Here is a 26238-nt window from a genome sequence, read left to right on the forward strand (position 1 = left end):
GATTTGGGCACGGATAAACGGATTTTCTCAAAGTGTTGGAGGTGAAGGGGATGCAGGATTATTATTAGGAGGAGGAACGGCTAGACACTGATTTGGGCACGGATAAACGGATTTTCTCAATCAGCAATCTGTTGTAGTGTTAGAGGTGAAGGTGATGCAGGATTATTATTAGAGGAGGAACGGCTAGACACTGATTTGGGCACGGATAAACGGATTTTCTCAATCAGCAATCTGTTGTAGTGTTAGAGGTGAAGGGGATGCAGGATTATTATTAGAGGAGGAACGGCTAGACACTGATTTGGGCACGGATAAACGGATTTTTTCAAAGTGTTGGAGGTGAAGGTGATGCAGGATTATTATTAGAGGAGGAACGGCTAGACACTGATTTGGGCACGGATAAACGGATTTTCTCAAAGTGTTGGAGGTGAAGGGGATGCAGGATTATTATTAGGAGGAGGAACGGCTAGACACTGATTTGGGCACGGATAAACGGATTTTCTCAATCAGCAATCTGTTGTAGTGTTAGAGGTGAAGGTGATGCAGGATTATTATTAGAGGAGGAACGGCTAGACACTGATTTGGGCACGGATAAACGGATTTTCTCAATCAGCAATCTGTTGTAGTGTTAGAGGTGAAGGGGATGCAGGATTATTATTAGAGGAGGAACGGCTAGACACTGATTTGGGCACGGATAAACGGATTTTCTCAATCAGCAATCTGTTGTCACGCACTGTTTTAGAATATATGATCGTCTAGTAGAGTGTGTTGCAACGTATCTGATAAGACGAGTGTTTGTTACTGGGTTGACTATTTTTTTAGTCAACCTTGTAGAGATGTTTCATGGAAAATCCCTACAAGGTTTTGGTTGTGACGATGTGGTTGATAAATCTGAAAAGTGCCGTAATATAGAATCCGGTTGAATACTTATTATATGAGATGGGGAGATGGGGAGATGGGGAGATGGGGAGATGGGGAGATGGGGAGATGGGGAGATGGGGAGATGGGAGATTTAATATTGAAGTGTAGATAGAATTATAAACATATACTGTATTACCGGATTCTATATAACTGATAAAGAGGGAAACAAAGTTTAATTTGTCACACTTAACTTTTAACTTCCCTTAGCGATCGCAACTTTCATGCTACAAAGTCATATATTATCGAAAATTATAGTCAAATGAAAACTTTATTGAAGTGGACGGTTCAAGAATATCATCATCTAATTAATACTGGAATATTTGTTAACCGTCATCTGGAACTTTTGCATGGGGAAATTGTAGAAATGTCACCGGAAAGCCCAATACATATAGGACTTACGCAGATACGCTATATATAGTACTTGTAACTATTGTCCAATAGTTACTGGACTCTATACATAGTGTTTTTGCGTAAGTCCTGACATACTCAAATTACAGAAACTAGCGTTGAATATCTACGCTCTCTGCTAAAAGAGTTAGCTTATGTTCGGGAAGCACATCCCATTACTCTGTCTAATTCTGAACCTCAACCAGACATTGCGATCGCACGCCCACCCAGAAATAATTACTCTCAACGTCATCCTTATCCTGAAGATATTTTTTTGCTGATAGAAATTCCTAATACTACTCTAAGTTATGACTTAGGGGAAAAAAAGCAAGTTTATGCAAAAGCGGGAATTTTAGAGTATTGGGTAGTAGATGTGGAAAATCGACAAATTTATGTTTTTCAACATCCTCAAGCAGATAATTATGAATCGGAAGTTATTTTCCGGCAAGGAAAAATTAACCCCCTAGCATTTCCAGATATTTCTGTTTCAGTTAGTTCTTTTTTCGCAGAAAATTAATTACAAAAAAAAAGGTATAATTATTTTACCTTTGTTAAAATCAGAAACATATAAATAATTAATAGGACTTACGCAGATAAGCTATATATAGCGCTCAAAACTATTGTCCAACAGTTACTTTACTCTATAAATAGTGCCTTTGCGTAAGTCCTGATTAAATAATTACTCCATGCAATCGATATCTACAGAACACATTTCCATTACACCAGGAATGTGTGGTGGTAAACCCATATTAAAGGACATAGGATTCGAGTACAAGATATTGTTATCTGTTCGTGCCAGATAAAAATGTCTCCAGACGAAATTGTTGATCATTATCCCAGTCTGACTTTGGGAGATGTCTATGCAGCATTAGCTTATTACGACGATAATTTGGGCGAAATTAAATCTCAAAAATAATGTAGTTTAAATGTAGTTTATTTTTAGAAGTTAGTATAATGAACAAAAAAATCAAAATAGGTTTTTGTGTGATTGTATTGCTTTGTTTAGGAGGAGTAGGAATTACTGTTTTCCAACGAGCAAAAAAATCAGACAAAGAAAGCATTTATCAGCAAACTATCTATCCTGATTCGAGTTTTCAAGATGGTGAATTTATGGCATATAAATTCAATAACTATGACATGACGATTGTTTCTTTTATTGGTAATTTTGATTTGATATACAAACCATCCCAGGCTGAATCAGTCAAAACTGTTGCAACAAAATCGAATTATAAATATATAGTTAATGGCTCATTTTTTGAAGAATCGAAAGAACACGCTGGATGGCTTTCTGTATTAGGTAAAGTCAAAACTCCGGTCAAAGAAGATAAACAACTTTCCCATATTATTAGCTTTAATCCAAATACAGAAGAGTTGAATTTTATTGAAACTAAACTATTTGAAGCTTCAACGGAGAAGAATAATATTGAATTTCAGTCCGGGCCGTTAATTATAGATAGTAATCAAGTAACAACAAAATATATTAACCAATCTCTTAATGGTCTTTTGCTATTTGAAAGAACATTATTAGCCTATACAGAAGAAGACCGAAGAAAATATTTTATTATTACTAAAGAGAATGTCAAATTAGATGAGCTGGCAGACTATTTGTTAAAGGTTTCTGTGTTTTCAGGTAAGACCTTACATATTGTTAATTTAGATGGAGGATCTTCGGTGGCATTGTATTCTCAAACCCATCCAGAATTGAATTTTAATGAAACAGCTATATTGCCTATATTATTAGGATTAAAGTGAGGCATTATGTGAATTTTGGCTTAATTATGTAGCGAATATTATTTATCGTTCAACAATTATGAAAATTAGGAGTAAAATTTGTGATTGTAGTGATTGTAGGTTGGGTTAAGCGCAGCGCAACCCAAAAAAACTTTTAGAATCAAAGGATAAATTTTAGTATTATATAATCTTATATAATCAAACAGGAGAGAATTTAATGCAGGCAACTCAAACCCGTTATTCTGTCGAAGAGTATCTAGAGCAGGAAACAACTGCTGAATTTAGAAGTGAATATCGTGATGGAGAAATAATACCTATGACTGGAGGAACAGTAAACCACAATCGAATTGTTGGTAACTTTTACGCAACATTAAAGTATGGTATCAAAGGGCAACCTTACGAAACTTTTATGAGCGACTTGCGCTTGTCAATACCAACAAAAAATATGTACACCTATCCAGATTTGATGGTTATTGCTACTCCAGTTATTTATGCTGAAGGTCGGCGAGATACTATTACTAACCCTCAGATAATTGTGGAAGTGTTGTCGCGATCGACAGAAAGTTATGACCGGGGACAAAAATTTGAGTATGATCGCAGAGTAAATAGTTTCCAGGAATATATTCTCATCGATCAATACAGATATTATGTCGAACAGTTTAGCAAAACTGAGGATGGTAAATGGTTGTTGTCAGAATATGAAGGTGATGAAAGCGTTTTATCTTTAAGTTCGGTGGAGTTTCAAATCTCTTTGTCAGATATCTATGAAAATGTAGAATTTGAGTAAGGGGAAAGTAGGGAGATGGGGAGATGGTAATTAAACATAGCATTACTATTCAGAAATAGTATGACAGCGGACATGATATAAACATAAGAATAATTAATTCTAACTAGGGTACTAATTATCGGGATTTGATAGAGGTAGCCAATTTTCATCAAGTAATTGTTCGAGGTTATAAGGGAATTCTATTGGAAAAGAATCTAGTTTAGTTTTAGCTTTAACAAATTTGAGGGCATCTTGATAAATAGATAATAATTCTGCTTCTAAATAATTGCGTAAGTTAGTAGTTAAACGGCGTTTTAGTTGAGTTCTGAAATTAACAATTTCTGCCTCCCAATGATTAGAATATTGGGGGAATTCTGTTTGCCAATATTCGTATAAAAGTAGATGTCGGATTATTTGTTCTAGGCAACTTTCTACAGCGTTTTTTTCGTTTCTGCCCAAAGCTTCTAATTCCTCAATTAAATTTTCATAATCTAGTTGTGTTAATTGACGGTTTTTGAGTAATTTAATAGTTACTTCTAACCAGCGATCGTATTCGGTATCGTAGAGTTGTTTTAAGTTTGTGGTAGTGTTAGTCATTTTAAAATCATCAGTAAGTTAGCACAAACTAATTGTAAGAGTTAAATTTATGGATAAGGTAACATTTTTGGAAGCTTTGTTAATGTAGTTTTTAGTTCATCGGCATAAATAAAAAGGATGTCTCAAATTCTTAGCATTATTAATCCGGTTAGTAAGCCCCAGATTATTGTTTTTAGGGCAAGATTAACCCAAATATTTGATAGTAGTTGTGAATAATAATGGCTGATTTTTTTCATATTTATTTGTATGTTACATCTGATGGTTAAGTATAAAGGCAGGGGGTAAGCTAGGTTGCTAATATCCTCGTAATTCTTTAAGTTTATCTAGAGAGTCTTGATACGACTTTTGATTTGTTTGTTGTTTGTATAAGTCGGCAGCTTTTTCAAAGTCTGATATGGCTTTTTCAATGTCCTTAGGAGCCATGTAAAAATAAGTTGTACAAATTTTATCTAGGATAAATTGTGAAATATAGCTTCCATCAAAAAAACTGTTCAGGTTATTTTTACACGAGCCCTTATTGAGCTGGTAAGCCAGACCCCTGTTATAGTAAGCATCAGCATATTTGGGATAGAGTTGAATAATTTTAGTATAGTCAGCAATTGCCTTTTCATATTTTCCCTGGTTATGGTAAGTGTTACCCCGGTTATAGTAAGCATCAGAATCTTTGGGAAAGAGTCTAATAGCTCGGTTATAGTCAGCAATTGCCTTTTCATATTTTCCCTGGTTATGGTAAGCGTTACCCCGGTAATAGTAAGCATAAGCATCTTTAGGATCGAGTAGAATCGCTTGAGCATAGTCGGCGAGCGCCTTTTCATATTTTCCCTGCTTACGGTAAGCGTTACCCCGGTAATAGTAAGCATAAGCATCTTTGGGAAAGAGTCTAATAATTCCAGTATTGATTTGAATAACTTTAGTATAGTCAGCGAGCGCCTTTTCATATTTTCCCTGCTCACGGTAAGCGTTACCCCGATTATAGTAAGCATAAGCTTTAGCATAAGCATATTTGGAATGAAGCCGAAGAGCTTGAGTATAGTCAGCAATTGCCTTTTCATATTCTCCCTGCTTATAGTAAACAATACCTCTGTTATTGTAAGCTCTAGCATTAATATATTTGGGATTGAGTTGAATAACTTTAGTATAGTCAGCGATTGCCTTTTCATATTCTCCCCGATTATAGTAATAGTAAGCGTTACCCCGATTATCGTAAGCGTTATCATAGTTGTATTTGGGATTGAGTTGAATAACTTTAGTATAGTCAGCGATTGCCTTTTCATATTCTCCCTGCTTACCATTAGCAGTTATATTTTCTGATGCTTCCCAGATGGGATTAATAGCAAAAATAAGCACACCAACAAAAATACCAAATGCAGCTATTACTGCAACTCCAAGCTTACCAGACTTATTTGTTTTTGGTTGAAAGCCATGTGCAACTTTTCCTAACTTAGGAAGTTTAGGGAGTTTTGAAAATAAGCTTTTCAGCCTTATGGGGATAAGCGGTTGTATTTTCTGAGAAATTTGCACACCCTGTAGTTGAGTTTGTATAATTCTCCAAGTTTTATATGTTTTTGTGGGGTTATAACGCTTATAACCTGATATTGGTAAAAATGTGTCTGTCTTTAGCTTCCATGCTCTTTCGCACCAAAAACACTTTTGCAAATGCCTTTGATAATAGTGCTGTTCATTATTAGAACATTGTTTGAAAGATTGTTGAGCTTCCTGAAGAGCCAAAACCCAATTTTCTGCACTAGGTCTTTCTTGAGGAGAATTATACCCACTATAGAGAAAACGCTCCATCAACTTTCTCACTTCAGGATGCAGAGTATCAAAACGAGGTGCCAGCGGAGGACATTTGTAAGCAGAAGGTTTTTGCCCGTCTATCGCTGGAAAGGGGTGTTTTCCTTCCATTAACAACTGATAAATTAGCACTCCTAGACCATACAAATCATGTTCTGGCGTTCGGTTTACAGACTTAAAATCCGACCTTTCTTTTTTAAATTTTTCTTCAAGTTCTGGTGGTGTGTATTCTGGTTTGCCAACTGTACATCTGTGACATTTACCTTTTCTATCATAAACCTGAACAGAATCTATATCTATGAGAATTACTTTCGCATTATTTGTCACTAAAACGTTCGATTCATTTACATCTCCAATCACAATGTTGTGCTTATGTATTTCCTCGAAAACTTTCGCTAAATTCAAAGCTATTTGATGTAAATCACGATAGTGAAAATGTGGAAAATTTGCCTGACGTTGCCTAGGATTATAAGCATTTAAAATTGTTTCCCCCTGCACAAGAGGCATTATAAAGCCGATTAAATCTTTCTTTTGATTACTACCATAGACTAAATCAAGACACCAAGCTATTTGGGAAGAATTTGTTTTTGGAATCGTAATTTTTTGAGCAATTTCAAGTAGTATAGGAAGTTTTTTTTGATGCTCCGGTTTTAGCTTGTCTTTATGATATATTTTAGCCACCCGCGAACTATCAGACAAAACTGTATAAATTTCTCCTTCTCCACCTTTTTTCCCTAATGACTTTATCTGAATAGGAGTAAAATTATTAGCTCCTTTAAGTATATAAACTTTCTTGTATGTTGAATTGCCTCCTGAAGACATAGTGAAAATCATCCTTTTATTTAACTTCAAAAAAGAAATGAGGATAACAAATTTTAATTATCCTCTGTAGATATCACAAATTAAAACAGAGTTAGTTTTTTTACTTAAACCTCCTGCCATTCAGGAGGTGCTAGTTTTACTTTGTCACCAGTATTTGAGTGTGATACTGACTGCATACTTGCTGATAACCACATAAACATCTCACTAAAATCTAGTCCTTTCAGCTTTAGGGGTGGCCGTTTAACAATTTGTTTTAGTTTTGCCATGTTTGCATCATCCACTCCTACCGCAAAAAACACAACTGCTCCTTGCTCTTCCATTGTCTTAATTCTTTGAGATGCTCCTTCAACTACTTCATAACCTTCTCCATTTGGCTCTCCATCGGTAATCATAAATACCCAAGGTCGATAGTACCCAATACTGTTTTCTTTGTAGGTCTTCTTTCTCTCATTAACAATGTCTAAAGCCGTGTTAATGCCACTCCCCATAGGAGTTAGACCATTTGTTGTCAAAGTAGGCGGTTGAAATTTATTAACCGTCACAAAATCTTGAACTACATCAACTCCTTGCCCAAAAGAAACGATCGCAACTTCTACCCTAAGTTTTGTTAAATCATCTTTTTCTAACTCATCTTTTAATATTTTGATTCCCTCATTTAAATTGTCTATTTTTTGACCAGACATACTTCCTGAAACATCAAGTAAAAGAACCAACGGGCAGCGAGGTTCAGGATTTTCTGCAAATTCTACTGATTCTTCAAGTGTCATAGCTTTTTTACTTCCTGATTTTACAATATTAGTTGAAGTTTGAGAATTAGAACTATTGGTATTAGTGAATATAGAATAAAATTGTTGTCAAACTCAAGAAAAAATGCACTGTCCTAAATGCCAATCTTCTCGTCATAAGAAAAATGGTTTTCGTAGGCAAAAACAATCTTATCGTTGTCACAATTGTGGACATTAATTTGTTGAATCTCCTACCCCCAAAGCATATCACCCTGAAGTTAAACAATTATGTCTGAAAATGTATTTTAACACAAGATAAGGATTGAATCTTGTTTTTTCCTTCATAAATAATGGCATTCAGAAAGCTAATTAGAATTTCCTGACTTTGGTCGGAACCAAATATTTTTTTAAAAGCATAATCGGTTTTTGGACTAATAAATCTCACGGTAATTTCATCTCCTAATCAATAATTAATAATTAAATTAGAACCCTGTAGGAAAATTGCATACAAAGTTTCTATTTTATGTTTTATTCAAATTAAAAGTGCTTTGGGTAACACTTATCTATTTGCCAACCAATTCGATAAATCATCGAAAGTAGTAAAATCAAAAATCTCTTCGCTCAAATTTTCCAACTCCTCCAAAGACAAATCTGACAATTGATTTTTCAGATTCTCTGGAACCTCCCCAAAACGCTTTTTAAGTAGGCGCATGATTAGAGCGAACGCCTCTTCAATTCTGCCTTTTTTCCTTCCTTTTTTCTCTCCTTTTTTCTCTCCTTTTTTTCCTGCTTTTTTTGCTTCCAAAAGTACCCGTCCACTCTCATCTTGTTCCTTCATTGCCCGTTGTTCTAGCAACTGTAATTCCTCTGGGGTGAGATTAATTTCATTGGCAATATTTAGAGCTTTTTCTATTGCTGATACCTCCCCCAAACTTTCTGGAATTAGTTCTAAACTTTCTGCTTCTTTAATAAAATAAATCCATTTATCTACTAAAGTTTCTAACTGCTCCAATGGCTTATTAAATTTCGGTAGCTCTACAAAAACTAACTTCATTTCTGCCGCTGTATACTTAAAGGCTTTTTTTTCATGTAAAAAAGCAAAATGATTGACAACATCTGAGGTTTTATTAAACATTTTAAAATCCGTAATTGTCACGGCAATTACTGGTTTTAAATTCATATAAGGTTGATGATTACCTAATTGAGTTGAATAAGTTTTTGCTAAGTTATAAACCACTCGTTTATCAAAGGCAGTAACGTTAGCTACTTGCATCTCAATAATTACTTGGGAATTATTATTTAATACTGCTCTAACATCCAAATAACTATCTTTTAAAGTTTGCACTTGACGGGGATTATAAGGATTAAGAATTGTTAGGGATTTAATTTTGTTTTTCCCTTTATAAATAATGGCATTCAGAAAGCTAATTAATATGTCTTGACTTTGGTCAGAACCAAATATTTTTTTAAAAGCATAATCGGTTTTTGGGCTAATAAATCTCATGGTAATTTCATCTCCTAATCAATAATTAATAATTAAATTATAACTCTGTAGGAACATTGCATACAACGTTTCTATTTTATGTTTTATTCAAATTAAAAGTGCTTTGGGTAGCACTTATCTATTTGCCAACCAATTTGATAAGTCGTCGAAAGTAGTAAAATCAAAAATATCCTCACTCAAATTTTCCAACTCCTCCAAAGATAAATCTGACAATTGATTTTTCAGATTCTCTGGAATTTCACCCAAACGCTTTTTAAGCTGACGTATTATCAGAGCGATAGTCCCTTTAATTCTGCCTTTTTCCTCCGCAAAAAGTATCTTGCCACTCTCATCTTGTACCATAATTGCCCGTTGTTCTAGCAGCTCTAATTCCTCAACGCTTAGATTAATTTCGTTGGCAATATTTAGAGCTTTTTCTATTGCCGATACCTCTCCCAGATTTTCGGGAATTACCTCCAAGTTGTCCGTTTCTTTAATAAAATAAATCCACTTATCTACTAAAGTTTCTAACTCCTCTAATGACTTATTAAATTTGGGCAGCTCTACAAAAATTAACTGCATTTCTGCTGCTGTATACTTCACAAACTTTTTCTCATTTAAAAAGGCAAAATGATTCACCACATCTGAGCTTCCTTCAAACATTTCAAAATCCGTAATTGTCACAGAAATTACTGGTTTTAAATTCATATAAGGTTGAGGAGGATTTAATTGATCTGCATAAGTTTTTGTTAAATTATAAACTACTCGTTTATCAAAAGCAGTAACGCTAGCTACTTGCATCTCAATAATCACATGAGAATTATTATCTAATACTGCTCTGACATCTAAATAATTATCTTTTAAAGTTTGTATCTGACGAGGATTATAAGGATTGAGAATTGTTAGGGATTGAATCTTGTTTTTTCCTTCATAAATAATGGCGTTCAGAAAGCTAATTAATATGTCTTGACTTTGGTTGGAACCAAATATCATTTTAAAAGCGTAATCGGTTTTCGGACTAATGAATCTCATAGTAACCTCCTATTTAATTCTAAATTTCAACCTATCTATCTGCCAACCAATACGATAAATCGTCGATATTATTAAACTTTAAAACTGCTTTAACTAAATCCTCTAAATCTTCTAAAGATAGATTTTTAAGCTGACTAGCAATCTCATCTTCTATAACTTCTTCAAAACGCTCTTTGAGTAAAAGCATTATCATAGCGATCGCCTCTTTAGTTCTACCTTTTTCCTCCGCAAAAAGTATCTTGCCACTCTCATCTTGTGCCATAATTACTCGCTGTTCTAGCAGCTCTAATTCTTCAACACTTAGATTAATTTCATTGGCAATATTTAGAGCTTTTTCTATTGCTGATACTTCCCCCAAACTTTCTGGAATTATTTCTAAATTTTCTGTTTCTTTGATAAAATAAATCCACTTATCTACTAAAGTTTCTAACTCCTCTAATGACTTCTTAAATTTGGGCAGCTCTACAAAAATTAACTGCATTTCTGCTGCTGTATACTTCACAAACTTTTTCTCATTTAAAAAAGAAAAATAATTGACCACATCTGGGTTTTTTTCAAACATTTCAAAATCTGTAATTGTCACGGCAATTACTGGTTTTAAATTTCTGTAACCTTCACGGGGACCTAATTGAGTTGAATAGGTTTTTGCTAAGTTATAAACCACTCGTTTATCAAAAGCAGTAACGCTAGCTACTTGCATCTCAACAATTACTTGGGAATTATCATTTAATACTGCTCTAACATCTAAATAACTATCTTTTAAAGTTTGCACCTGACGAGGATTATAAGGATTGAGAATTGTTAGAGATTGAATCTTGTTTTTCCCTTCATAAATAATGGCATTCAGAAAGCTAATTAATATCTCTTGACTTTTGTCAGAACCAAATATCATTTTAAAAGCATAATCGGTTTTCGGACTAATAAATCTCATAATAACCTCTACAAAAATCAGGATTTTTAGTTTTTATATTATAGCATTTATGATAGCGATCGCTCTCTCAAAAATATGAGATTCACAAACTATTTTTCTCATTCTCTAACTGCAACAAACATTCCTGAAACACATAATTTACTACTGAAAATAATCGTAAGCATTCAGCCGTCAGCCGTCAGCTATCAGCTATTGCTTCTAGTTTAGAATAAAAGCTTTATTAATTGTCTTACTACAAAAGTTGCCTCCCTTGCACTTAAAGTCAGTTGTTAATTTAAACACTGTCATATATGAGAGAGTCTTTTTGCTGTTAACGCAGTTCCTCCGGAGGAGGCTAGCTGATAGCTAATAGCTGAATGCTTACAAATAATCTATCTAAATCTCCAATATTATAACTGATAATATTTCTGGTAAAAATATCTTCTTTCAATTTACCAAACTGCCAAACTTGACCGTTAGAAACAATACCAAAAATTGTTGGCTCTAAATCGTTGTTAATTTTCTGTACTGTGACTAATTCAGCTAAACATTGACCGATAAATTGTGGTCTAAAGCCTCCCCTTTTAAAGGGATAAAAAAAAGATAATTCCGTATTTCAAGCCTCTTGCTTTCCTAGGTCATGCTGCGCAAACAGCGAGAGGTACTGATAACTGATAACTGATAACTGAAATGACCCCATCCTTTTTCAAATTTGTCTTGCTTTGCTTGAACTACTAAAACATAAGGTTTATCAAAAATTCTTCTGCCTAAAGGACTGAGTTTAGTCACTATATAATCTGGTTTTCCTGATAGTTTTTCATCATAAGTTAAAGTTTCGTGACTCCAAAGGGTGAATTTTTGATAGTAAGATTTCCAGACTTCTTTACTCCAAAGGGTGAATTTTTGATAGTAAGATTTCCAGACTTCTTTTAAAATTGGATATATTAAATTTTCACAAATAGCATATTCTGAACCGTATATATTTCCATGAGAAAATAGAAATTCTAACTCTTTTCTAAAGTTTTGAGGCACTGGAAATTCTACTTCATTAACAAAATTTGCAGAAATCCATCTGATTTGATATTCCTTGGCGACTGCTGCAATATTTTTGTAATTACTAAATGGCATAATTTAATGGATAATGGATAATGGATAATGGATAATTGATAATCTCTCACCATAAATACTATATTTTAGAGATTTTTTTCACTATTCTCTAAGTTTGTCTCAACATATTTAATTTGAAATTATTTGACGACTACTGCAATATTTTTGTAATGACTAAATGGCATAATTTAATGGATAATGGATAATGGATAATCTCTCACCATAAATACTATATTTTAGAGATTTTTTTCACTATTCTCTAAGTTTGCCTCAACATATTTAATTTGAAATTATTTGACGACTACTGCAATATTTTTGTAATTACTAAATGGCATAATTTAATGGATAATGGATAATGGATAATCTCTCACCATAAATACTATATTTTAGAGATTTTTTTCACTATTCTCTAAGTTTGCCTCAACATATTTAATTTGAAATTATTTGACTACTGCTGCAATATTTTTGTAATTACTAAATGGCATAATTTAATCCTCCTTCATTAATGGATAATTGATAATGGATAATGGATAATTTTTAATTTATTTTGGTCGATTTGACAATAGTCGTCAGGAATTTTAAGAGTTCTATACAGTCTTGATTAATTAAGTTAAATTCTCTGACATCAATGTAATTTACTTGATTTCAGCAATTAACAATTAATAATTACCTCTTCCTAAAAAGGAGAGGATTGAGGCTCAAAGAAAAAATTGCTTTTTTTCCCCTTTAAAGGGGAGTATTTTAACCTGCATTATTTAATTATTAATTATTAATGATTAATTATTAATTACTAAAGCATTTTCCATTTTACTCAACCAATCTATTAAACTTTCTAACTGTTTATCAGCACTTAAAACACCTAAACCACGAACCGTTACTTTACCCTTACTAAACACAAAACGAGACTTTAAATGACCTGGTAATTTCTCCTTTAATAAATTCCATGCAGGTTCCTCCATTGGAGTTTCTAAAACAACGTGTTGTTTGCCTTCTAATTTAATGCGAGAAAAGCCTAATTTTTTAGCAATTTGTTTTAACTCCATCATCCTTAATAACTGTAAACCTGCTTTCGGAATACTACCGTAGCGATCGCCCCAATCAATTTCTATTTGACTCAATTCTTCCCGACTATTAGCAGCAGCAACTAACCGATATGCACTCATTTTTTGATCTAAATCTGGAATATAATCTGCGGGAATGAATGCAGTCAAACTCAAGTCAATTTGTGTATCATCCACCTGGGGAATTTCCTGGCCTTTAACCTCACTAATTGCCTCCTGTAGCATTTCCGTATACAGATCGAACCCTATAGTATTCACCTGGCCAGATTGCTCTGCACCTAAAATATCCCCCGCTCCCCGAATCTCCAAATCTCGCATTGCCAACTGATATCCAGAACCCAACTGGGTAAACTCCTGAATTGCTCGCAACCGTTTTTGAGCATCATCTGTCAGCGCTATGCCACCGGAAGCAGTAGTCGGATAAAACAACCACGCATGAGCTTGCACCCCCGCACGCCCAACTCTTCCCCGTAACTGATACAACTGAGACAAACCAAACTTTTGAGCATCCTCTATTAATATAGTGTTGACGCGAGGAATATCCAAACCAGACTCAATAATTGTCGTACAAACCAAAATATCAGCTTCACCAGCATTAAACGTCAGCATTATTGACTCTAATTCGTTAGCATCCATCTGGCCGTGACCGATATTTATTCTAGCTCCGGGAATCATTTCTCGTAACTTTCCTGCCAATTCTTCAATGCCTTCGATCCGTGGCACAACATAAAATACTTGCCCTCCTCTATTCAACTCTTGGCGAATTGCAGTGCGAGCAGTTTCCAGATCGTAAGGTGCAAGATGAGTTTTGATCGGACGACGTAATGGGGGTGGAGTCGCAATTAAACTCATTTCCCTAATTCCCGAAAGCGCCATATATAAAGTCCGAGGAATTGGCGTTGCAGTCAATGTCAGCACATCTACCTGAGCTTTGAGCGCCTTAATTTTTTCCTTCTGGTTAACACCAAACCGTTGTTCCTCATCCACCACCAACAACCCCAACTCCCGAAAGTTAATCGTTTTGCTTAAAATAGAATGGGTGCCGACAATAATATCCAACTCCCCAGTCGCCAACCTCCGCTGAATTTCTTTCTTTTCATTAGTAGTACGGAAGCGGTTGAGTAAACCTATTTCTATGGGATAAGGTGCAAAACGTTCCTTGAGAGTATGATAATGTTGCTGAGTTAAAACTGTAGTCGGGGCGAGAAATGCTACTTGTTTGTTAGCAGTGACTGCTTTAAAAATTGCTCGAATAGCAACTTCTGTTTTACCAAAACCCACATCACCACAAACAAGACGATCCATTGCTCGCTCACTTTCCATATCCCGTTTCACATCTTGGGTTGCTTTCAACTGATCGGGAGTAGGTTGATAGGGGAACGAATCTTCCATTTCTTCTTGCCACGGGGAGTCAGCAGGAAAACTATAACCTGTTTGTTGGGCGCGTTGAGCATAAAGTTTCAACAAGTCAACGGCTAATTTTTTGATTGACTTGCGGACTTTATTTTTAGTGCTTTCCCAAGTTTTGCCCGTAAGTTTATTGAGCTGCGGTTTTTTCTTATCCGTACTTCTTAGTCGTGACAGAGAACTTAGTTGATCGGCGGCAACTCTCAACAAACCGTCCGCATATTGAATTGCCAGATAGTCGCGGGTTTCATTATTGAGAGTCAGACTTTCTAATTTGATAAACTTGCCGATACCATGTTGGCGGTGAACTACATAATCTCCGGGACGTAGTTTGTTGGGATCTACTTGTTTGGAGGCAGCTTGACGACGTTTGCGAATATAGGTGGGAGTGGCGAGGGTGTGTTGTCCGTAAAATTCTCGATCGCTAATCAAAACTAACCGGAATGTGGGCAAAACAAATCCTTCTAATTCTGCTAACCCACTATATTTGAGAGCAACAGGGGTGTGTTGAGTTTGCAGTCTGTCAATGGCAGGGTAGTCGCGGGAGTTGGGGATAAACTGGGCAGGACAGTCATGTTCCTGGAGTAGGGAAACGGAGCGTGATGGTTGAGCGGAAATGAGAAATACGGAAAATTTTCGTTCCCTTTCTTGGCGCAGGTTTTCTGCCAGTTTTGCATATTGGTGTGGCATGACTGGTAAGGGACGACTGGCGAGGTTGAGGGTGTATTCCACTGAGCTGGTAATACTGCTATTGCTTTCTTTGACGAGTTCGGATAAATATAGTCTGGGAAATAATTCTACTTCTGCGAGGGAGTCGGCAAAAGTGCGATGAATTTTTGGTAATGGTTGGGATGTTTCGTCAGCGTTGAGTTGTTGCCAATTTTCTTCTACCAGTTCAAACCAGCGATCGCCATGAGCAGCACATTGATCTGCTTCGTCTATGGCGACTAGGGTATTTTCTGGCAAATAGTCTAGAAGGGAGACAAATTTTGAGTCGGTTATTGACTCTAAGTTTCCCCACCCCCACTGACTAAAATTTGTGGGAGTCACTACTATTTTGGCAATTTTGTCAAGGGAGCGTTGAGTAGAGGGGTCAAATTCCCGAATTTTTTCGAGTTCGTCGCCAAACCATTCTAGGCGTACTGGTAATTCTGATGCGACGGGAAATATATCTATAATATCCCCTCGGCGACTCCACTGACCTTCAGTTTCTACTAACGGCACTCGCTCGTATCCCATCTGGGCAAGTTTTTCATCTAAAGATATACACTCTAAACCATCAGACTGAGAATGATTTATCTGTGTATCTGTGGCCGATATCCCTGTAGTGCTGAAGGTTTTAGAATTGCTAGTAATGCCTGGGTTGAGTGTTAGGCAGTATGGTTGAAATTGTTTGACTGTGGGTAGGTGGGGTTGGAGCGATCGCTCTGTTGCCACCACGGCCATTTTTGCTTTATTGTTATTGTTGCCGTTGTTAGTTGCATTTTCTGAGGCGTTCTCACTCAACAAGTCTGCCAATACTTGCATCTGTCCCCAAATCATTTCTTCGGACTGGGAGGTTTCATAAGGTGATGCTTCTGAGGTGGGATAAAAGTGTACTGTTGGCCATCCTATTGCTTCTAATTGTGCCGCCCACCGTCCCGCTTCTTCTAAAGTGGCGGTAACGATAAATAAATTCTGCTGTTGTTGTTGGGCCAGGGTAGATGCAACTAAGCCTTTGGGTAAACGGGGAGCGCCGTTGAGTTGTAGGCATTGATATTGTTGGAGTTTGTTTAGGAGTTCGGTTGTTAAGGGCGATCGCCCGAGTAGTTTAATAATAGAAGATAGTGTCATTTCAGTTATCAGTTATCAGTTATCAGTACCGAGGGCTAAAGCATGAGGCAAAAAAATACTAGAGAGAAAAAATTTTCCTTTTATTCAATCCTCTTTCTTTTAGGGAGAGGTAATTATCAATTATCCATGATCAATTATCAATTATTGAAAGTTTGCTATTCCCTGTTCCCTATTCCCTAGCGCTACACGCTATAAGTTGATTTTCTAAGCCGGAAGTCAAGAGTCAGCGAGGCTAAAGTCAGGAGTCAGGATAGCAAAATTTAACAATTTATAATCTTAGTCTATTTAGACATATGGTGCTATGAGACAATGGGGAGTAGAGGAGCGGAAAAAACTGTCAGTAGGAAAGAAACCGAAATACATCCTATTTTTTTGACAATAATTAGGCAAAGGCACTATATATAGTAGATAAAAACTATAGCACTATTGCACATATAGTGTTTTTGTCGGAAAAATCCTTAAGTCCTGTTTTAATTGGAACCGAAATACATCCTATTTTTTTGACAATAATTAGGCAAAGGCACTATATATAGTAGATAAAAACTATAGCACTATGGTACATACAGTGTTTTTGTCGGAAAAATCCTTTTCTTCCTTCTTCCTCCTTCCTTCTTCTTTAATTAGGCAAAGGTACTATATGTAGTAGATAAAAACTATAGCACTATGATATATATAGTGTTTTTGTCGGAAAAATTCTTTTCTTCCTTCTTCCTTCTTCCTTCTTTCTTCTTCCTTCTTCCTTAATTAGGCAAAGACACTATATGTAGTAGATAAAAACTATAGCACTATGATACATATAGTGTTTTTGTCGGAAAATTCCTTAAGTTCTGTTTGAATTGGAGCTGAAATACATTCTATTTTTTTGAGAATAATTAGGCAAAGGCACTATATATAGTAGATAAAAACTATAGCACTATGGTACATATAGTGTTTTTATCGTAAAATTCCTTTTCTTCCTTCTTCCTTCTTCCTTCTTACTTCTTCCTTATTCTCTATGATGTTATCGAAATTCCTCAAATTGATTAATTGGAAAAATTTTAATACATTTTTATTATTAACATTTACCTGGATATTTATACCTCTGTTTTTGGTAGAAATTGTGATGATTGTTTTGGAGCCTTATCTATTTAAAGGTCTCTATCAGTATGATTCAGATTTAGGATTTAGAGTACGACCTTATATTAATGGAAATAATCAATTTGGCTTTAACGATAGAGATTATCCTTTACAAAAAGACCAGAATAAATTTCGATTATTAGTGGTTAGCGATTCGTTTAATTGGGCTGGTGGAAAGGAGGGAAATTATACGGCTTTGTTGGAGAAAAAATTTGAGAATTATTATGCTAAAAATCAGGTTGATGTGATTAATGTTGGCTATCCAGGAACTCATACTGGGGAGCAATTAACTATGTTGAAAAAGTACGGGTTGCAATATAATCCAGATTTGGTAGTATTAGGTTTTTTTGTTGGTAATGATTTTCGAGATGCTGACCCAGAAAGAAAACGAATTATTGTCAATGGCATATATATAGATATAGATAAGGAAGATGAATTAATTATTTTTGGTTATCCGATTATTGGTAGGTCTAGATTGTTGATGTTTTTACAGCAGAAATATAAAGTTTACCAAGAATTACAAAGGGCTAAACAAGATTCTGCCCAGTTATTTAGTAGTTATCTAGTCGCTAGTTTAAATTTAGCATCAGCTCCAATTATTGAACGGGAAAAGTCACCGGGAATTTTATCTGAAAAAGCTTTTCTGCGGGTAGAAAAAAGTAGGCTCAAGTTTTGTAAGATTCGAGATTTATTTGGGGGTAAGCGAGACGATAATATTAACTATATTTTTCAGAGTATTTCAGAAATGCAAAAATTACTAAAATCTCGGAACATTGACTTTATTGTGGCAATTTATCCCGATGAATATCAAGTTAATGATGAATTATTAAATGATATTTTTGCCGAATATGATGATTTGAAGCGAGAGTCTTATAATACGACTTGCCAGCAAGAGATTTTAATTAAGTTTTTAAAGGCTAATGGTATTCCTTATATAGATATGTTAGATAGATTCAGAAGAGAACAAAAAAATCGTCCTTTATACTTACTGAGGGAACCTCATTGGAATAGTGCTGGAAATTTATTAGCTGCGGATATTTTGTTCGATTATTTGCTTAAAGATATAGATAAATTTTTTGAATAAATAAGGTTGCTATAGCAGAAGTAATAAGGAAGAAGATTGCGTTGTCTAAGAGGATATATGAAAAGTTTTTTGATACTTAATTTTGCCCCCCTATCCCCCAACTTTGGGGGGGAACAAGAGTCAATTTTCTTCTAAAAGTACCCTAAAATTGGAGGATTTATACCATTTTAAAAAAATACTGTTACAGTGCTTTATTCTGTTGCTAAGAGTTTTAAGATTAATACTGTAGTAACCTTTTTTGAATTTGGTATTAGGGGGCTTGGATGTAGCAAATGGATACTTCTCAGACAACCTCTAAGTTATCAACTTTAAACAAAACTGATATAGCGGTCCAAGGAAAGGTTAAGACAAATCAAAAACTGATACCATTTCTCCATGAAGTTGCACTTAATATAAAGATGAGAATAGTCAGTTTAATAAAGTTTAAACAACAATTATTAAAAATATTGTTACAGAATAAAAATGATATTAAAGCATTAAAGTTTAAAAAACGTAATGCTTTCCTTCGTCTTAATTTCTTCCTTCTTCCTTCTGCTATACCCGTTTAATTTTTCTCTTTTGACGATTGATTTTTGATTAACTCTAAGAGTCCTTCCCGTGATAAATTCAGCAATTGAATTAGTATTTGAGCATATTCATCAGCAGACAAGTTTAATAAAGTTTCCACAACTTCTAATAACTCTTGGTCAAGTTCGCCAAATCGAGTTTTTAGCAAGCTTTCTAGTACAATCTTTCGTTCTTCTTGTCATCCTTCCTGACGGCCTTCTTGTCGTCCTTCTTGCCTTACATCTTCACGCCATTTTAGATAAGCTGGTGATAAATTCATAATTAATTCTCTCTCCTCATTAGTTAAATCTTGTTTAATTTCTAAATTAGTTCTCCAAATTGAAACCTGTTCTAGTGCCAGATTTTTAAAAGGGTTTTCTGGCGATAAATCAACCAATTCTAATATGGCTAATTCTTGAGTTTTTCCCTTGCCTAAAATTCTTAACCACAATGTTTCTGGAATTACTGGTAATTGGTTAATGGCAATTAAATTTTTTTTCCAACCAACCGGGAGAATATAAACTCCTGAAATCCAGTTTTTTTGGTCTAACTGAAAACCAAAACTATTGATTAATTTCTCAGAAGCAGAAGTAGCTAAAATCTTTGAAGAAGGAAGAAGAAAGAAGAAAGGAAGAAGAAAGAAAGAAGGAAGAAAAAATGGATTGGGACTCAAAACCAAACAAATTGTAAACACCGTATAGATGGCGCTTTTTTCAACCCAAAAGATAAATTAGGCAAATATAATTCTGGAATATATTCTTGATTCCGTTTTGCTTATCGCTGCAATTCACTCTGAAAAGAAAATAACTTCAGCAAACAACTACTAACTTCATTCAAGGTTGTTTGATTCCGAAATGCTTCAATTAAACAATCACTCAATAATATTTTACCCAATGCTCCTAAATTTAGGCCAGAACTAGGAGGGTTTGAGACCGGAGAAAAATAAATATCTACCTGTCTAACTTCCCCTGTCACTTCTCGACTAATTTCGACTTTAGCAAAAGGTTATTTCAGTTATCAGTTATTAGTTATCAGCACCTCCTGTAATGGGAGGCTACGAAAATACGGAATTCTCTTTTTTTATCTACTTAAAAGGGGAAGCTATTCACCTGATTTTTTGGTCATTTAATGTTAGGTTTTTATTTGCTAGTTATATTCAGATATGAGAAATAGTTTTATAGCAATTATGAAAAAGAATACTAAGTACCTAAGCAAAATTAATTGTGTATTTATCCTCTACTTTATGAATGTTAAATATCCCACTATATTTAGGCTGGAACTATTTTTTATGAAAATTAAAATGCACTGGTTATTTTGTGTACCTTCTTCCCTAAAAAATTTTAATTTTTGGCTAAAAAGGAGCTGTTACCATCCTCTGTACAACTTATTTATATCTCTAAATTTTTTCCTCTTCCCTTTCCCTCTTTTCTCCCCTATTCCCTATTCCCTATTCCCTATTCCCTATTCCCTATTCCCTATTCCCTATTTATTGACACAACACTAAGATTTTCACCATTCTTATTAACTATATGAATACCAGGAATTTGATAAAATTTAGCAGTATCTGTATCTAATGCCCAAGCTTTAATATTAACATTTCCTTGAGGAAATTTATGGGTAGACAATACCTTTTGCCATCCTGACTTAAAGTATTTTTGACTCTTAAATTCTTTCACCAGATAAGGTTTTGATATTGTCATATCTGCCACAGCAGAAACAATAGATTCACCTTGAGAATTATCATAACTTAAAACAATGGCATCTACAGGTAAACCCGTATCAGTAAATATTGCCCAACCAGTCGCTAGTAAATTATTACCACCAATGAATTCCAACTTCTCAAAAATACCTTTTATTTCTCTCTCATTATTAGTATCTACAAGGTCTTGAATACGATTAGTTTGAATTAAACCAGGGTGTAAAAAACCCATTTCTGTTAAGTAGCGCGCCTGCTGTCTGTAAGATTCAAAATAGTAAGAATCAATCAAATTTTGACAGTTATCATGAGTCAAATTACTGAGTAATAAACATCCTTTATATTTCAAGTAATTTTGTCGCCATGATTGCATACTTTCTATACCATAGGTAAAATTATTTATTTGCAGAACAGTTATCATGCCGAGAAGCCAGCAAATAATTTTTGAGAATAAGCTTCTATTAATTAACCAGTGTTCTTTTTTTATACAGTCTTCTCCCACAATTATCATTAAATGAATTATGGAGATAATTAGATAAGTGGAAAAGGTTGTATATCTTGAAGAAAGTGCTTGTTCTATACCCAATGAAACTCTACCAAAGGATGTAACTAAAGCACTAATAACTGTATATGAACCAAGCATAATCCACCCTATAGTTTGATGTCTAAGTTGATAATCTTTGAAATGCCAAAGTATATAAGAAGACAAACAAATAAATAGGGTAATAATTATGGAACCAAGAATAATTGAATTATTGAGAGGTTGTATACTGCTACCTATACCAAGAGCAGTACCTATAAATGCTAGAAAGTATTGAAATATTTGAGATGGATATTGAATAGATTCTACTGGATTAGGATGAGATAAAGGCTTTTGATAATCATAAAAATATAAGGCTATATTTGCGATAAATCCAATTATCCAGAGGAGATATAATTTGATATCTTTTAGTATATCTGACCAAGATTTGAGTTTGGCTAAAGCTAAAACTGGTAAAACAATTACCCAGGCTAATAAACCATTAGCATAAGAAAAAGTGCTGATGGTTGCCAATAACATACAAATTAAAAATTTTGCTGTATTGTTCAGTCGAGAATAAGCAATTAATATAGAGGTAGTAATACAAGCGATGGGAATAAAAACAACTATTTGAATACCCCATAACCAATTTTCATATTGTACGACTGAAAAGATAAAAATATTAGATACTAATGCTATAGTCAGACTTTTGATTGGGGAAGCATTAATTGTTAATCGATTTAAAAGATAAATATTTACAGCAACTATACAGGCAAGTAAAAATATTACTAACATTTCATATCTAATATTCCATTTTGTCAGAAATGCTAGGGCAATAAAAATTAGTCTGGGGAAAAATTTTCTGCTTTCATTATGCTGTGCTATTAAATCGCTGAAAGACAAAGTTCTGGTATTAACTTTTTCAAAAATAGCAGAAATTTGCCATTGGTCTTGAATCGGTACATTCAAACTATACTTAAGAATAATAATGCCCAGAACTATAGCTGGAATTATCGCTAAACATAGGTTTATTCCTAAAATTAATTTAGAATGAGTACGTTGCATATTTATCAAAAAAGGGAATAGGGAATAGGGAATAGGGAACAGGGAATAGGGAACAGGGAACACTTAACTGGGAATAGGGAATAGGGAAAAATTATACTCAAATTTAATTTTCCAGATTACCAAATCTAAACCTTCCCTATAGTGCTTATCTATATAGATATAAAAAGTTACTGCAAAAGTCTCTAGACAAAACCTTATAAGTAATTATTCATTAAAGGGAATAGGGAATAGGGAATAGGGAATAGGGAATAGGGAATAGGGAATAGGGAACACTTAACTGGGAACAGGGAATAGGGAAAAATTATACTCAAATTTAATTTTCCAGATTACCAAATCTAAACCTTCCCTATAGTGCTTATCTATATAGATATAAAAAGTTACTGCAAAAGTCTCTAGACAAAACCTTATAAGTAATTATTCATTACTAATTGGGGCTTGCTGATTAAATATCAAAGCATTGATATATAGAGACTTTAGCCTTTTTAGGTCTTTAAAAAGTATAAGGTTTTCGTCTTCCGGCAGCTCAAAAAGTTAGGATTTTGGACTGACTATGGCAGAAAAATCAAGGGATAATTCTTACTACTGCCTCCTCGCTCCCATACCCATTTCTCCTGTCTCCTGTCTCCTGTCTCCTGACTCCTACCCCCACCAAAAGACTTTATTCAGCAAACCCTAATTGCTGTTAACGTAGTTCCTCCGGAGGAGGCTAGCTGACTGTTGATAGCTGTTTGCGCAGTATTCCGCAGGAAATGCTTACCAGAATTTATCATAAAATTAATCCAGATAACAGGGAATAGTGAATGGGAAATAGGGAAAAATTATACTCAAATTTAATTTTCCAGATTATTAAATACAAATCTCCCATATCGCGCTTTTCTATCTATAGCAATCCTATTTTGTTTGTGTATAAAAATCTTACCGCTTTTAGGGAACAGGGAACAGGGAACAAGCGGGAGTTTCAGTTTTTTTATCTACTTTTTTATTTGTCACAACCTATTTAGGATTGATATAGAAAAACTTAAGCAGGTAAACAAAATAAATTACAAATTTTAGGAGCTAAAATCCTTACTGTGTAAGCATCGCTTGTGTAAATAATTCTGTTTAAGTGCTTAATAAGATTTTTGCTAAAAACCCTAAATATTTTGAGAGTTAAAAACGAAAAAATCAGCTTTTGAAACATATTTTACTTAAATAAATAAATCTGTTAAAAATAGTAGGATAGGTTCATTTATTCGGGTGCATCTCATATTTGCAAAAATACTTTTTTCCTATATATTCCCTGTTCCCTGTTCCCTGTTCCCTGTTCCCTAAAAGCGATAATTTTTTGGCTTTATTCAAAATTGAGATGCACCCATTTATTCTGACTCGATGACTTGGTAACTCCTGACTCCTAATCAAAAGTCTAGTCATTTGTAGCAAACATTTATCACCCTTGGTGTTATATTAACATCTTAGCGATCGCTAATCTAAATTAACTATACTTAATCCAGTCAAAACGTTCATCCTTTAAAGTTTAATAATGAAATGAAAAGATTTTTTTCTATCCTCCGTCAAACAGCAATTATATCTTTAATAACTTTTGGCTTAACAGAAGTCACATTCAGAATTTATCACAAAATTAATCCATCTTTTATGTTTTATGACCCCTCATCTTATAATCGTTGGCGTGGGAAACCATTATCTACAGATTATGACTTCCAATTAAATTCTCGGGGATTTAAAGATGTAGAATTTAGCAAACAAAAAGCAGAAGGTACATACAGAATTCTGGGTATAGGTGATTCTTTTGCTTATGGAGGTATTCCCTACAAACATAATTTTCTAACTCTACTGGAATCAAAACTTAATCAAGATAGTCAGCAGCCAATAGAATTAATTAATATGGGCATAATTGCCATTGGGCCGAAAGATTATTTATCCCTATTAGTTAATGAAGGATTAGAATTAAATCCTGATATGGTGTTGTTATCTTTTTATGTCGGAAATGACTTTTCTGATAACTATAAATCACAACAAGACCGGAAATTACTTAAAGTTCAAGATTCTTACGTTTTCTCATTTTTTGATTTTCTAATTAAGGTGAATAGTAAGTTTGAAGGTAATCTTTATCATCATAATATTGAGTATCGAGAAGATTTACCTACTTCACCGGATGACTTTCATCTGGAAGAGGCAAAAAAAAGGAGTTATATTTTTATCAAAAATCCTGAAGAAACTGAATTTAAAGAACATTTTAATGATGCTTTGGGCGACTTATTAAAAATCAAAGAAATCTGCGATCGCAGAAATATTACTTTAGTCGTAGTTTTAATGCCTGACGAAGTACAAGTTATCAAAGAATTAAGAGATAAAGTAGTTGTTAGTTACAATTTTACTCCTGATAAATTTGATTTTAGACAGCCTAACAAATTATTATCTCAAGCACTTGTCGAAAATAATATATATTATCTTGATATTGTTGAAGAATTTGTGGCTGCGGGTTCTCAAACTCCTCTCTACAAACCTAACGATATTCATTGGAATATTGCTGGTAATAGATTAGCTGCTGAAGTAATAAATAAGTATCTCTCTGAAGATTTTTTTCAGTAGATATAGCAACAATTAATAATTAATAATTAATAATTAATAATTAGGGCTTGCTGATTAAATCTACTAAAAGTATTTATACATAAAGCTTTTAGCCTTTTTAAGTATCAAAAAGTGCAAGGTTTTAAGTGGTAATGGTTCAATTAGGAGCGGATTTTGGTCAAGATTTGGGCAGAAAAATCAAGGGACAAAACTTAGCTCCTACCTCCTCTAAATTCCCTTTTCTCCTGTCTTCCCCTCCACCGGAGGGGTTAGGGGTGGGTTGTCTCCTGTCTCCTACCCCTACTAAAAGACTTTCCATACGCAAACCCTAATTAGGGTTTGCTGATTAAATCTCAAATAATTGCCAGATAAAGGTTTTAGCCTTTTTAGGTATTGAAAAAGTACATGGTTTTCAGCTCTTTATGCTCAAAAAGTTAGCATTTTTAGCAAAAGTTGGGCAAAAAAATTCTCCCCTACTCCCCTACTCCCCTACTCCCCCGCTCATTTCCTTTTCTCCTGTCTTCCCCTCCACCGGAGGGGTTAGGGGTGGGTTGTCTCCTGTCTCCTACCCTCACCCATAAGACTTTTTCAGCAAACCCTAATTAATCCCACATTCCGCACTTCAATTTGTCACATGAAAATTAGTATAAAATCTGTAGCTTGCTTAAGTATTTATACTATATAAATGATCTTCATTTACCTTTATCAGGAGTCAAATTCTCAGTTAAATATTAAGCATAAATACTTACTGAATCGTTGACTCCTATTGACGACTATAATTTACTTCTTACTTCTTACTTCTTACTTCTTACTTTTGACTTCTTACTTTTGACTTCTTACTTTTGACTTCTTACTTTTGACTTCTTACTTCTTACTTTTGACTTCTTACTTCTTACTTCTTACTTCTTACTTTTGACTTCTTACTTCTTACTTCTTACTTCTTACTTCTTACTTCTTACTTTTGACTTCTTACTTCTTACTTCTTACTTCTTACTTTTGACTTCTTACTTCTTACTTCTTACTTCTTACTTCTTACTTCTTACTTTTGACTTCTTACTTCTTACTTCTTA

At 34.3% G+C, this 26238-nt stretch carries 21 protein-coding genes and 1 pseudogene; 9 read left to right on the forward strand and 13 right to left on the reverse strand.

All coding sequences use genetic code 11. The annotated features are described in order from the left end of the window. The first annotated feature begins 788 nt into the window (after positions 1-788). The 6 genes from F6K54_RS09045 (at position 789) to F6K54_RS09070 (ending at position 3823) form a co-directional block, all read left to right on the forward strand. Entirely contained in the window at positions 789-920 is a 132-nt protein-coding gene (locus F6K54_RS09045) for a hypothetical protein (protein ID WP_293076666.1), read from the forward strand. A gap of 257 nt (positions 921-1177) precedes the next feature. Beyond that, positions 1178-1336 (forward strand): hypothetical protein, encoded by a 159-nt coding sequence (locus F6K54_RS09050; RefSeq protein WP_293076668.1) that lies wholly within the window; start codon positions 1178-1180, stop codon positions 1334-1336. A 72-nt stretch (positions 1337-1408) separates the two neighbouring features. Next, positions 1409-1822 carry a Uma2 family endonuclease gene (locus tag F6K54_RS09055; protein ID WP_293076702.1) on the forward strand — a complete coding sequence of 138 codons (414 nt, stop codon included), beginning with the start codon at positions 1409-1411 and terminating at the stop codon, positions 1820-1822. Positions 1823-2110: 288 nt separating this feature from the next. Then, positions 2111-2221: a DUF433 domain-containing protein gene (locus F6K54_RS42750; protein ID WP_366558085.1), complete on the forward strand. Its 111-nt coding sequence runs from the start codon at positions 2111-2113 to the stop codon at positions 2219-2221. Between the two features lie 38 nt (positions 2222-2259). Beyond that, positions 2260-3057 (forward strand): phosphodiester glycosidase family protein, encoded by a 798-nt coding sequence (locus F6K54_RS09065; RefSeq protein ID WP_293076670.1) that lies wholly within the window; start codon positions 2260-2262, stop codon positions 3055-3057. Positions 3058-3253: 196 nt separating this feature from the next. Next, positions 3254-3823, forward strand: a complete 570-nt coding sequence (locus F6K54_RS09070; protein WP_293076672.1) for a Uma2 family endonuclease — start codon at positions 3254-3256, stop codon at positions 3821-3823. Positions 3824-3934: 111 nt separating this feature from the next. On the opposite strand, the gene F6K54_RS09075 is transcribed toward F6K54_RS09070, so the two are convergent. From F6K54_RS09075 to mfd, 9 genes and pseudogenes are all read right to left on the reverse strand, one after another. Then, the gene (locus F6K54_RS09075; RefSeq protein WP_293076674.1) at positions 3935-4399 is read right to left on the reverse strand and encodes a DUF29 domain-containing protein; all 465 of its coding nucleotides are present in this window, start codon (positions 4397-4399) and stop codon (positions 3935-3937) included. A gap of 294 nt (positions 4400-4693) precedes the next feature. Beyond that, the gene (locus tag F6K54_RS09080) at positions 4694-7027 is read right to left on the reverse strand and encodes a tetratricopeptide repeat protein (protein ID WP_293076676.1); all 2334 of its coding nucleotides are present in this window, start codon (positions 7025-7027) and stop codon (positions 4694-4696) included. A 92-nt stretch (positions 7028-7119) separates the two neighbouring features. Beyond that, positions 7120-7782 (reverse strand): VWA domain-containing protein, encoded by a 663-nt coding sequence (locus F6K54_RS09085; protein ID WP_293076678.1) that lies wholly within the window; start codon positions 7780-7782, stop codon positions 7120-7122. Between the two features lie 265 nt (positions 7783-8047). Further along, positions 8048-8185 (reverse strand): annotated as a pseudogene (locus F6K54_RS09090) (PD-(D/E)XK nuclease family transposase); the annotation flags it as partial. Between the two features lie 114 nt (positions 8186-8299). Beyond that, positions 8300-9244 carry an Rpn family recombination-promoting nuclease/putative transposase gene (locus tag F6K54_RS09095; RefSeq protein ID WP_293076680.1) on the reverse strand — a complete coding sequence of 315 codons (945 nt, stop codon included), beginning with the start codon at positions 9242-9244 and terminating at the stop codon, positions 8300-8302. Positions 9245-9358: 114 nt separating this feature from the next. Then, positions 9359-10255, reverse strand: coding sequence for an Rpn family recombination-promoting nuclease/putative transposase (locus F6K54_RS09100; protein WP_293076682.1), 897 nt, complete (start codon positions 10253-10255; stop codon positions 9359-9361). A gap of 31 nt (positions 10256-10286) precedes the next feature. Then, positions 10287-11186 (reverse strand): Rpn family recombination-promoting nuclease/putative transposase, encoded by a 900-nt coding sequence (locus tag F6K54_RS09105; protein WP_293076683.1) that lies wholly within the window; start codon positions 11184-11186, stop codon positions 10287-10289. Positions 11187-11798: 612 nt separating this feature from the next. Further along, positions 11799-12293, reverse strand: a complete 495-nt coding sequence (locus F6K54_RS09110; protein ID WP_293076685.1) for a hypothetical protein — start codon at positions 12291-12293, stop codon at positions 11799-11801. A 755-nt stretch (positions 12294-13048) separates the two neighbouring features. Then, on the reverse strand, positions 13049-16573 hold the full coding sequence (gene mfd / locus F6K54_RS09115; RefSeq protein ID WP_293076686.1) for a transcription-repair coupling factor: 3525 nt from the start codon (positions 16571-16573) through the stop codon (positions 13049-13051). Between the two features lie 994 nt (positions 16574-17567). On the opposite strand from mfd, the gene F6K54_RS09120 reads away from it, so the two are divergent. Further along, complete coding sequence (locus F6K54_RS09120) at positions 17568-18773, forward strand: hypothetical protein (protein ID WP_293076688.1); 1206 nt, start codon at positions 17568-17570, stop codon at positions 18771-18773. Between the two features lie 272 nt (positions 18774-19045). Further along, positions 19046-19321 (forward strand): hypothetical protein, encoded by a 276-nt coding sequence (locus tag F6K54_RS09125; protein ID WP_293076690.1) that lies wholly within the window; start codon positions 19046-19048, stop codon positions 19319-19321. Here the strand turns inward: F6K54_RS09125 and F6K54_RS09130 are convergent. The 4 genes from F6K54_RS09130 to F6K54_RS09145 form a co-directional block, all read right to left on the reverse strand. Beyond that, the gene (locus F6K54_RS09130) at positions 19318-19488 is read right to left on the reverse strand and encodes a hypothetical protein (RefSeq protein ID WP_293076692.1); all 171 of its coding nucleotides are present in this window, start codon (positions 19486-19488) and stop codon (positions 19318-19320) included. The two genes, F6K54_RS09125 and F6K54_RS09130, sit on opposite strands and share 4 nt — an antisense overlap. Before the next feature lie 30 nt (positions 19489-19518). Further along, positions 19519-19992, reverse strand: coding sequence for a hypothetical protein (locus F6K54_RS09135; protein WP_293076694.1), 474 nt, complete (start codon positions 19990-19992; stop codon positions 19519-19521). A 101-nt stretch (positions 19993-20093) separates the two neighbouring features. Beyond that, complete coding sequence (locus F6K54_RS09140) at positions 20094-20294, reverse strand: hypothetical protein (protein ID WP_293076696.1); 201 nt, start codon at positions 20292-20294, stop codon at positions 20094-20096. A 500-nt stretch (positions 20295-20794) separates the two neighbouring features. Continuing rightward, positions 20795-22600: a hypothetical protein gene (locus F6K54_RS09145; protein WP_293076698.1), complete on the reverse strand. Its 1806-nt coding sequence runs from the start codon at positions 22598-22600 to the stop codon at positions 20795-20797. Between the two features lie 1524 nt (positions 22601-24124). Here F6K54_RS09145 and F6K54_RS09150 point away from each other — a divergent pair. Then, positions 24125-25189, forward strand: a complete 1065-nt coding sequence (locus tag F6K54_RS09150; RefSeq protein WP_293076700.1) for a hypothetical protein — start codon at positions 24125-24127, stop codon at positions 25187-25189. The last annotated feature ends 1049 nt before the right edge of the window (positions 25190-26238 follow it).

The organism is Okeania sp. SIO3B5, assembly GCF_010692555.1.
In the GTDB taxonomy this organism is placed as follows: domain Bacteria; phylum Cyanobacteriota; class Cyanobacteriia; order Cyanobacteriales; family Microcoleaceae; genus Okeania.

Coding starts and splice junctions, on each gene's coding strand:
- F6K54_RS09050 (WP_293076668.1), top strand. CDS start 1,178: ATGAAAACTTTATTGAAGTGGACGGTTCAAGAATATCATCATCTAATT.
- F6K54_RS42750 (WP_366558085.1), top strand. CDS start 2,111: ATGTCTCCAGACGAAATTGTTGATCATTATCCCAGTCTGACTTTGGGA.
- F6K54_RS09065 (WP_293076670.1), top strand. CDS start 2,260: ATGAACAAAAAAATCAAAATAGGTTTTTGTGTGATTGTATTGCTTTGT.
- F6K54_RS09070 (WP_293076672.1), top strand. CDS start 3,254: ATGCAGGCAACTCAAACCCGTTATTCTGTCGAAGAGTATCTAGAGCAG.
- F6K54_RS09075 (WP_293076674.1), bottom strand. CDS start 4,399: ATGACTAACACTACCACAAACTTAAAACAACTCTACGATACCGAATAC.
- F6K54_RS09080 (WP_293076676.1), bottom strand. CDS start 7,027: ATGATTTTCACTATGTCTTCAGGAGGCAATTCAACATACAAGAAAGTT.
- F6K54_RS09085 (WP_293076678.1), bottom strand. CDS start 7,782: ATGACACTTGAAGAATCAGTAGAATTTGCAGAAAATCCTGAACCTCGC.
- F6K54_RS09095 (WP_293076680.1), bottom strand. CDS start 9,244: ATGAGATTTATTAGCCCAAAAACCGATTATGCTTTTAAAAAAATATTT.
- F6K54_RS09100 (WP_293076682.1), bottom strand. CDS start 10,255: ATGAGATTCATTAGTCCGAAAACCGATTACGCTTTTAAAATGATATTT.
- F6K54_RS09105 (WP_293076683.1), bottom strand. CDS start 11,186: ATGAGATTTATTAGTCCGAAAACCGATTATGCTTTTAAAATGATATTT.
- F6K54_RS09110 (WP_293076685.1), bottom strand. CDS start 12,293: ATGCCATTTAGTAATTACAAAAATATTGCAGCAGTCGCCAAGGAATAT.
- mfd (WP_293076686.1), bottom strand. CDS start 16,573: ATGACACTATCTTCTATTATTAAACTACTCGGGCGATCGCCCTTAACA.
- F6K54_RS09120 (WP_293076688.1), top strand. CDS start 17,568: ATGATGTTATCGAAATTCCTCAAATTGATTAATTGGAAAAATTTTAAT.
- F6K54_RS09125 (WP_293076690.1), top strand. CDS start 19,046: ATGGATACTTCTCAGACAACCTCTAAGTTATCAACTTTAAACAAAACT.
- F6K54_RS09145 (WP_293076698.1), bottom strand. CDS start 22,600: ATGCAACGTACTCATTCTAAATTAATTTTAGGAATAAACCTATGTTTA.
- F6K54_RS09150 (WP_293076700.1), top strand. CDS start 24,125: ATGAAAAGATTTTTTTCTATCCTCCGTCAAACAGCAATTATATCTTTA.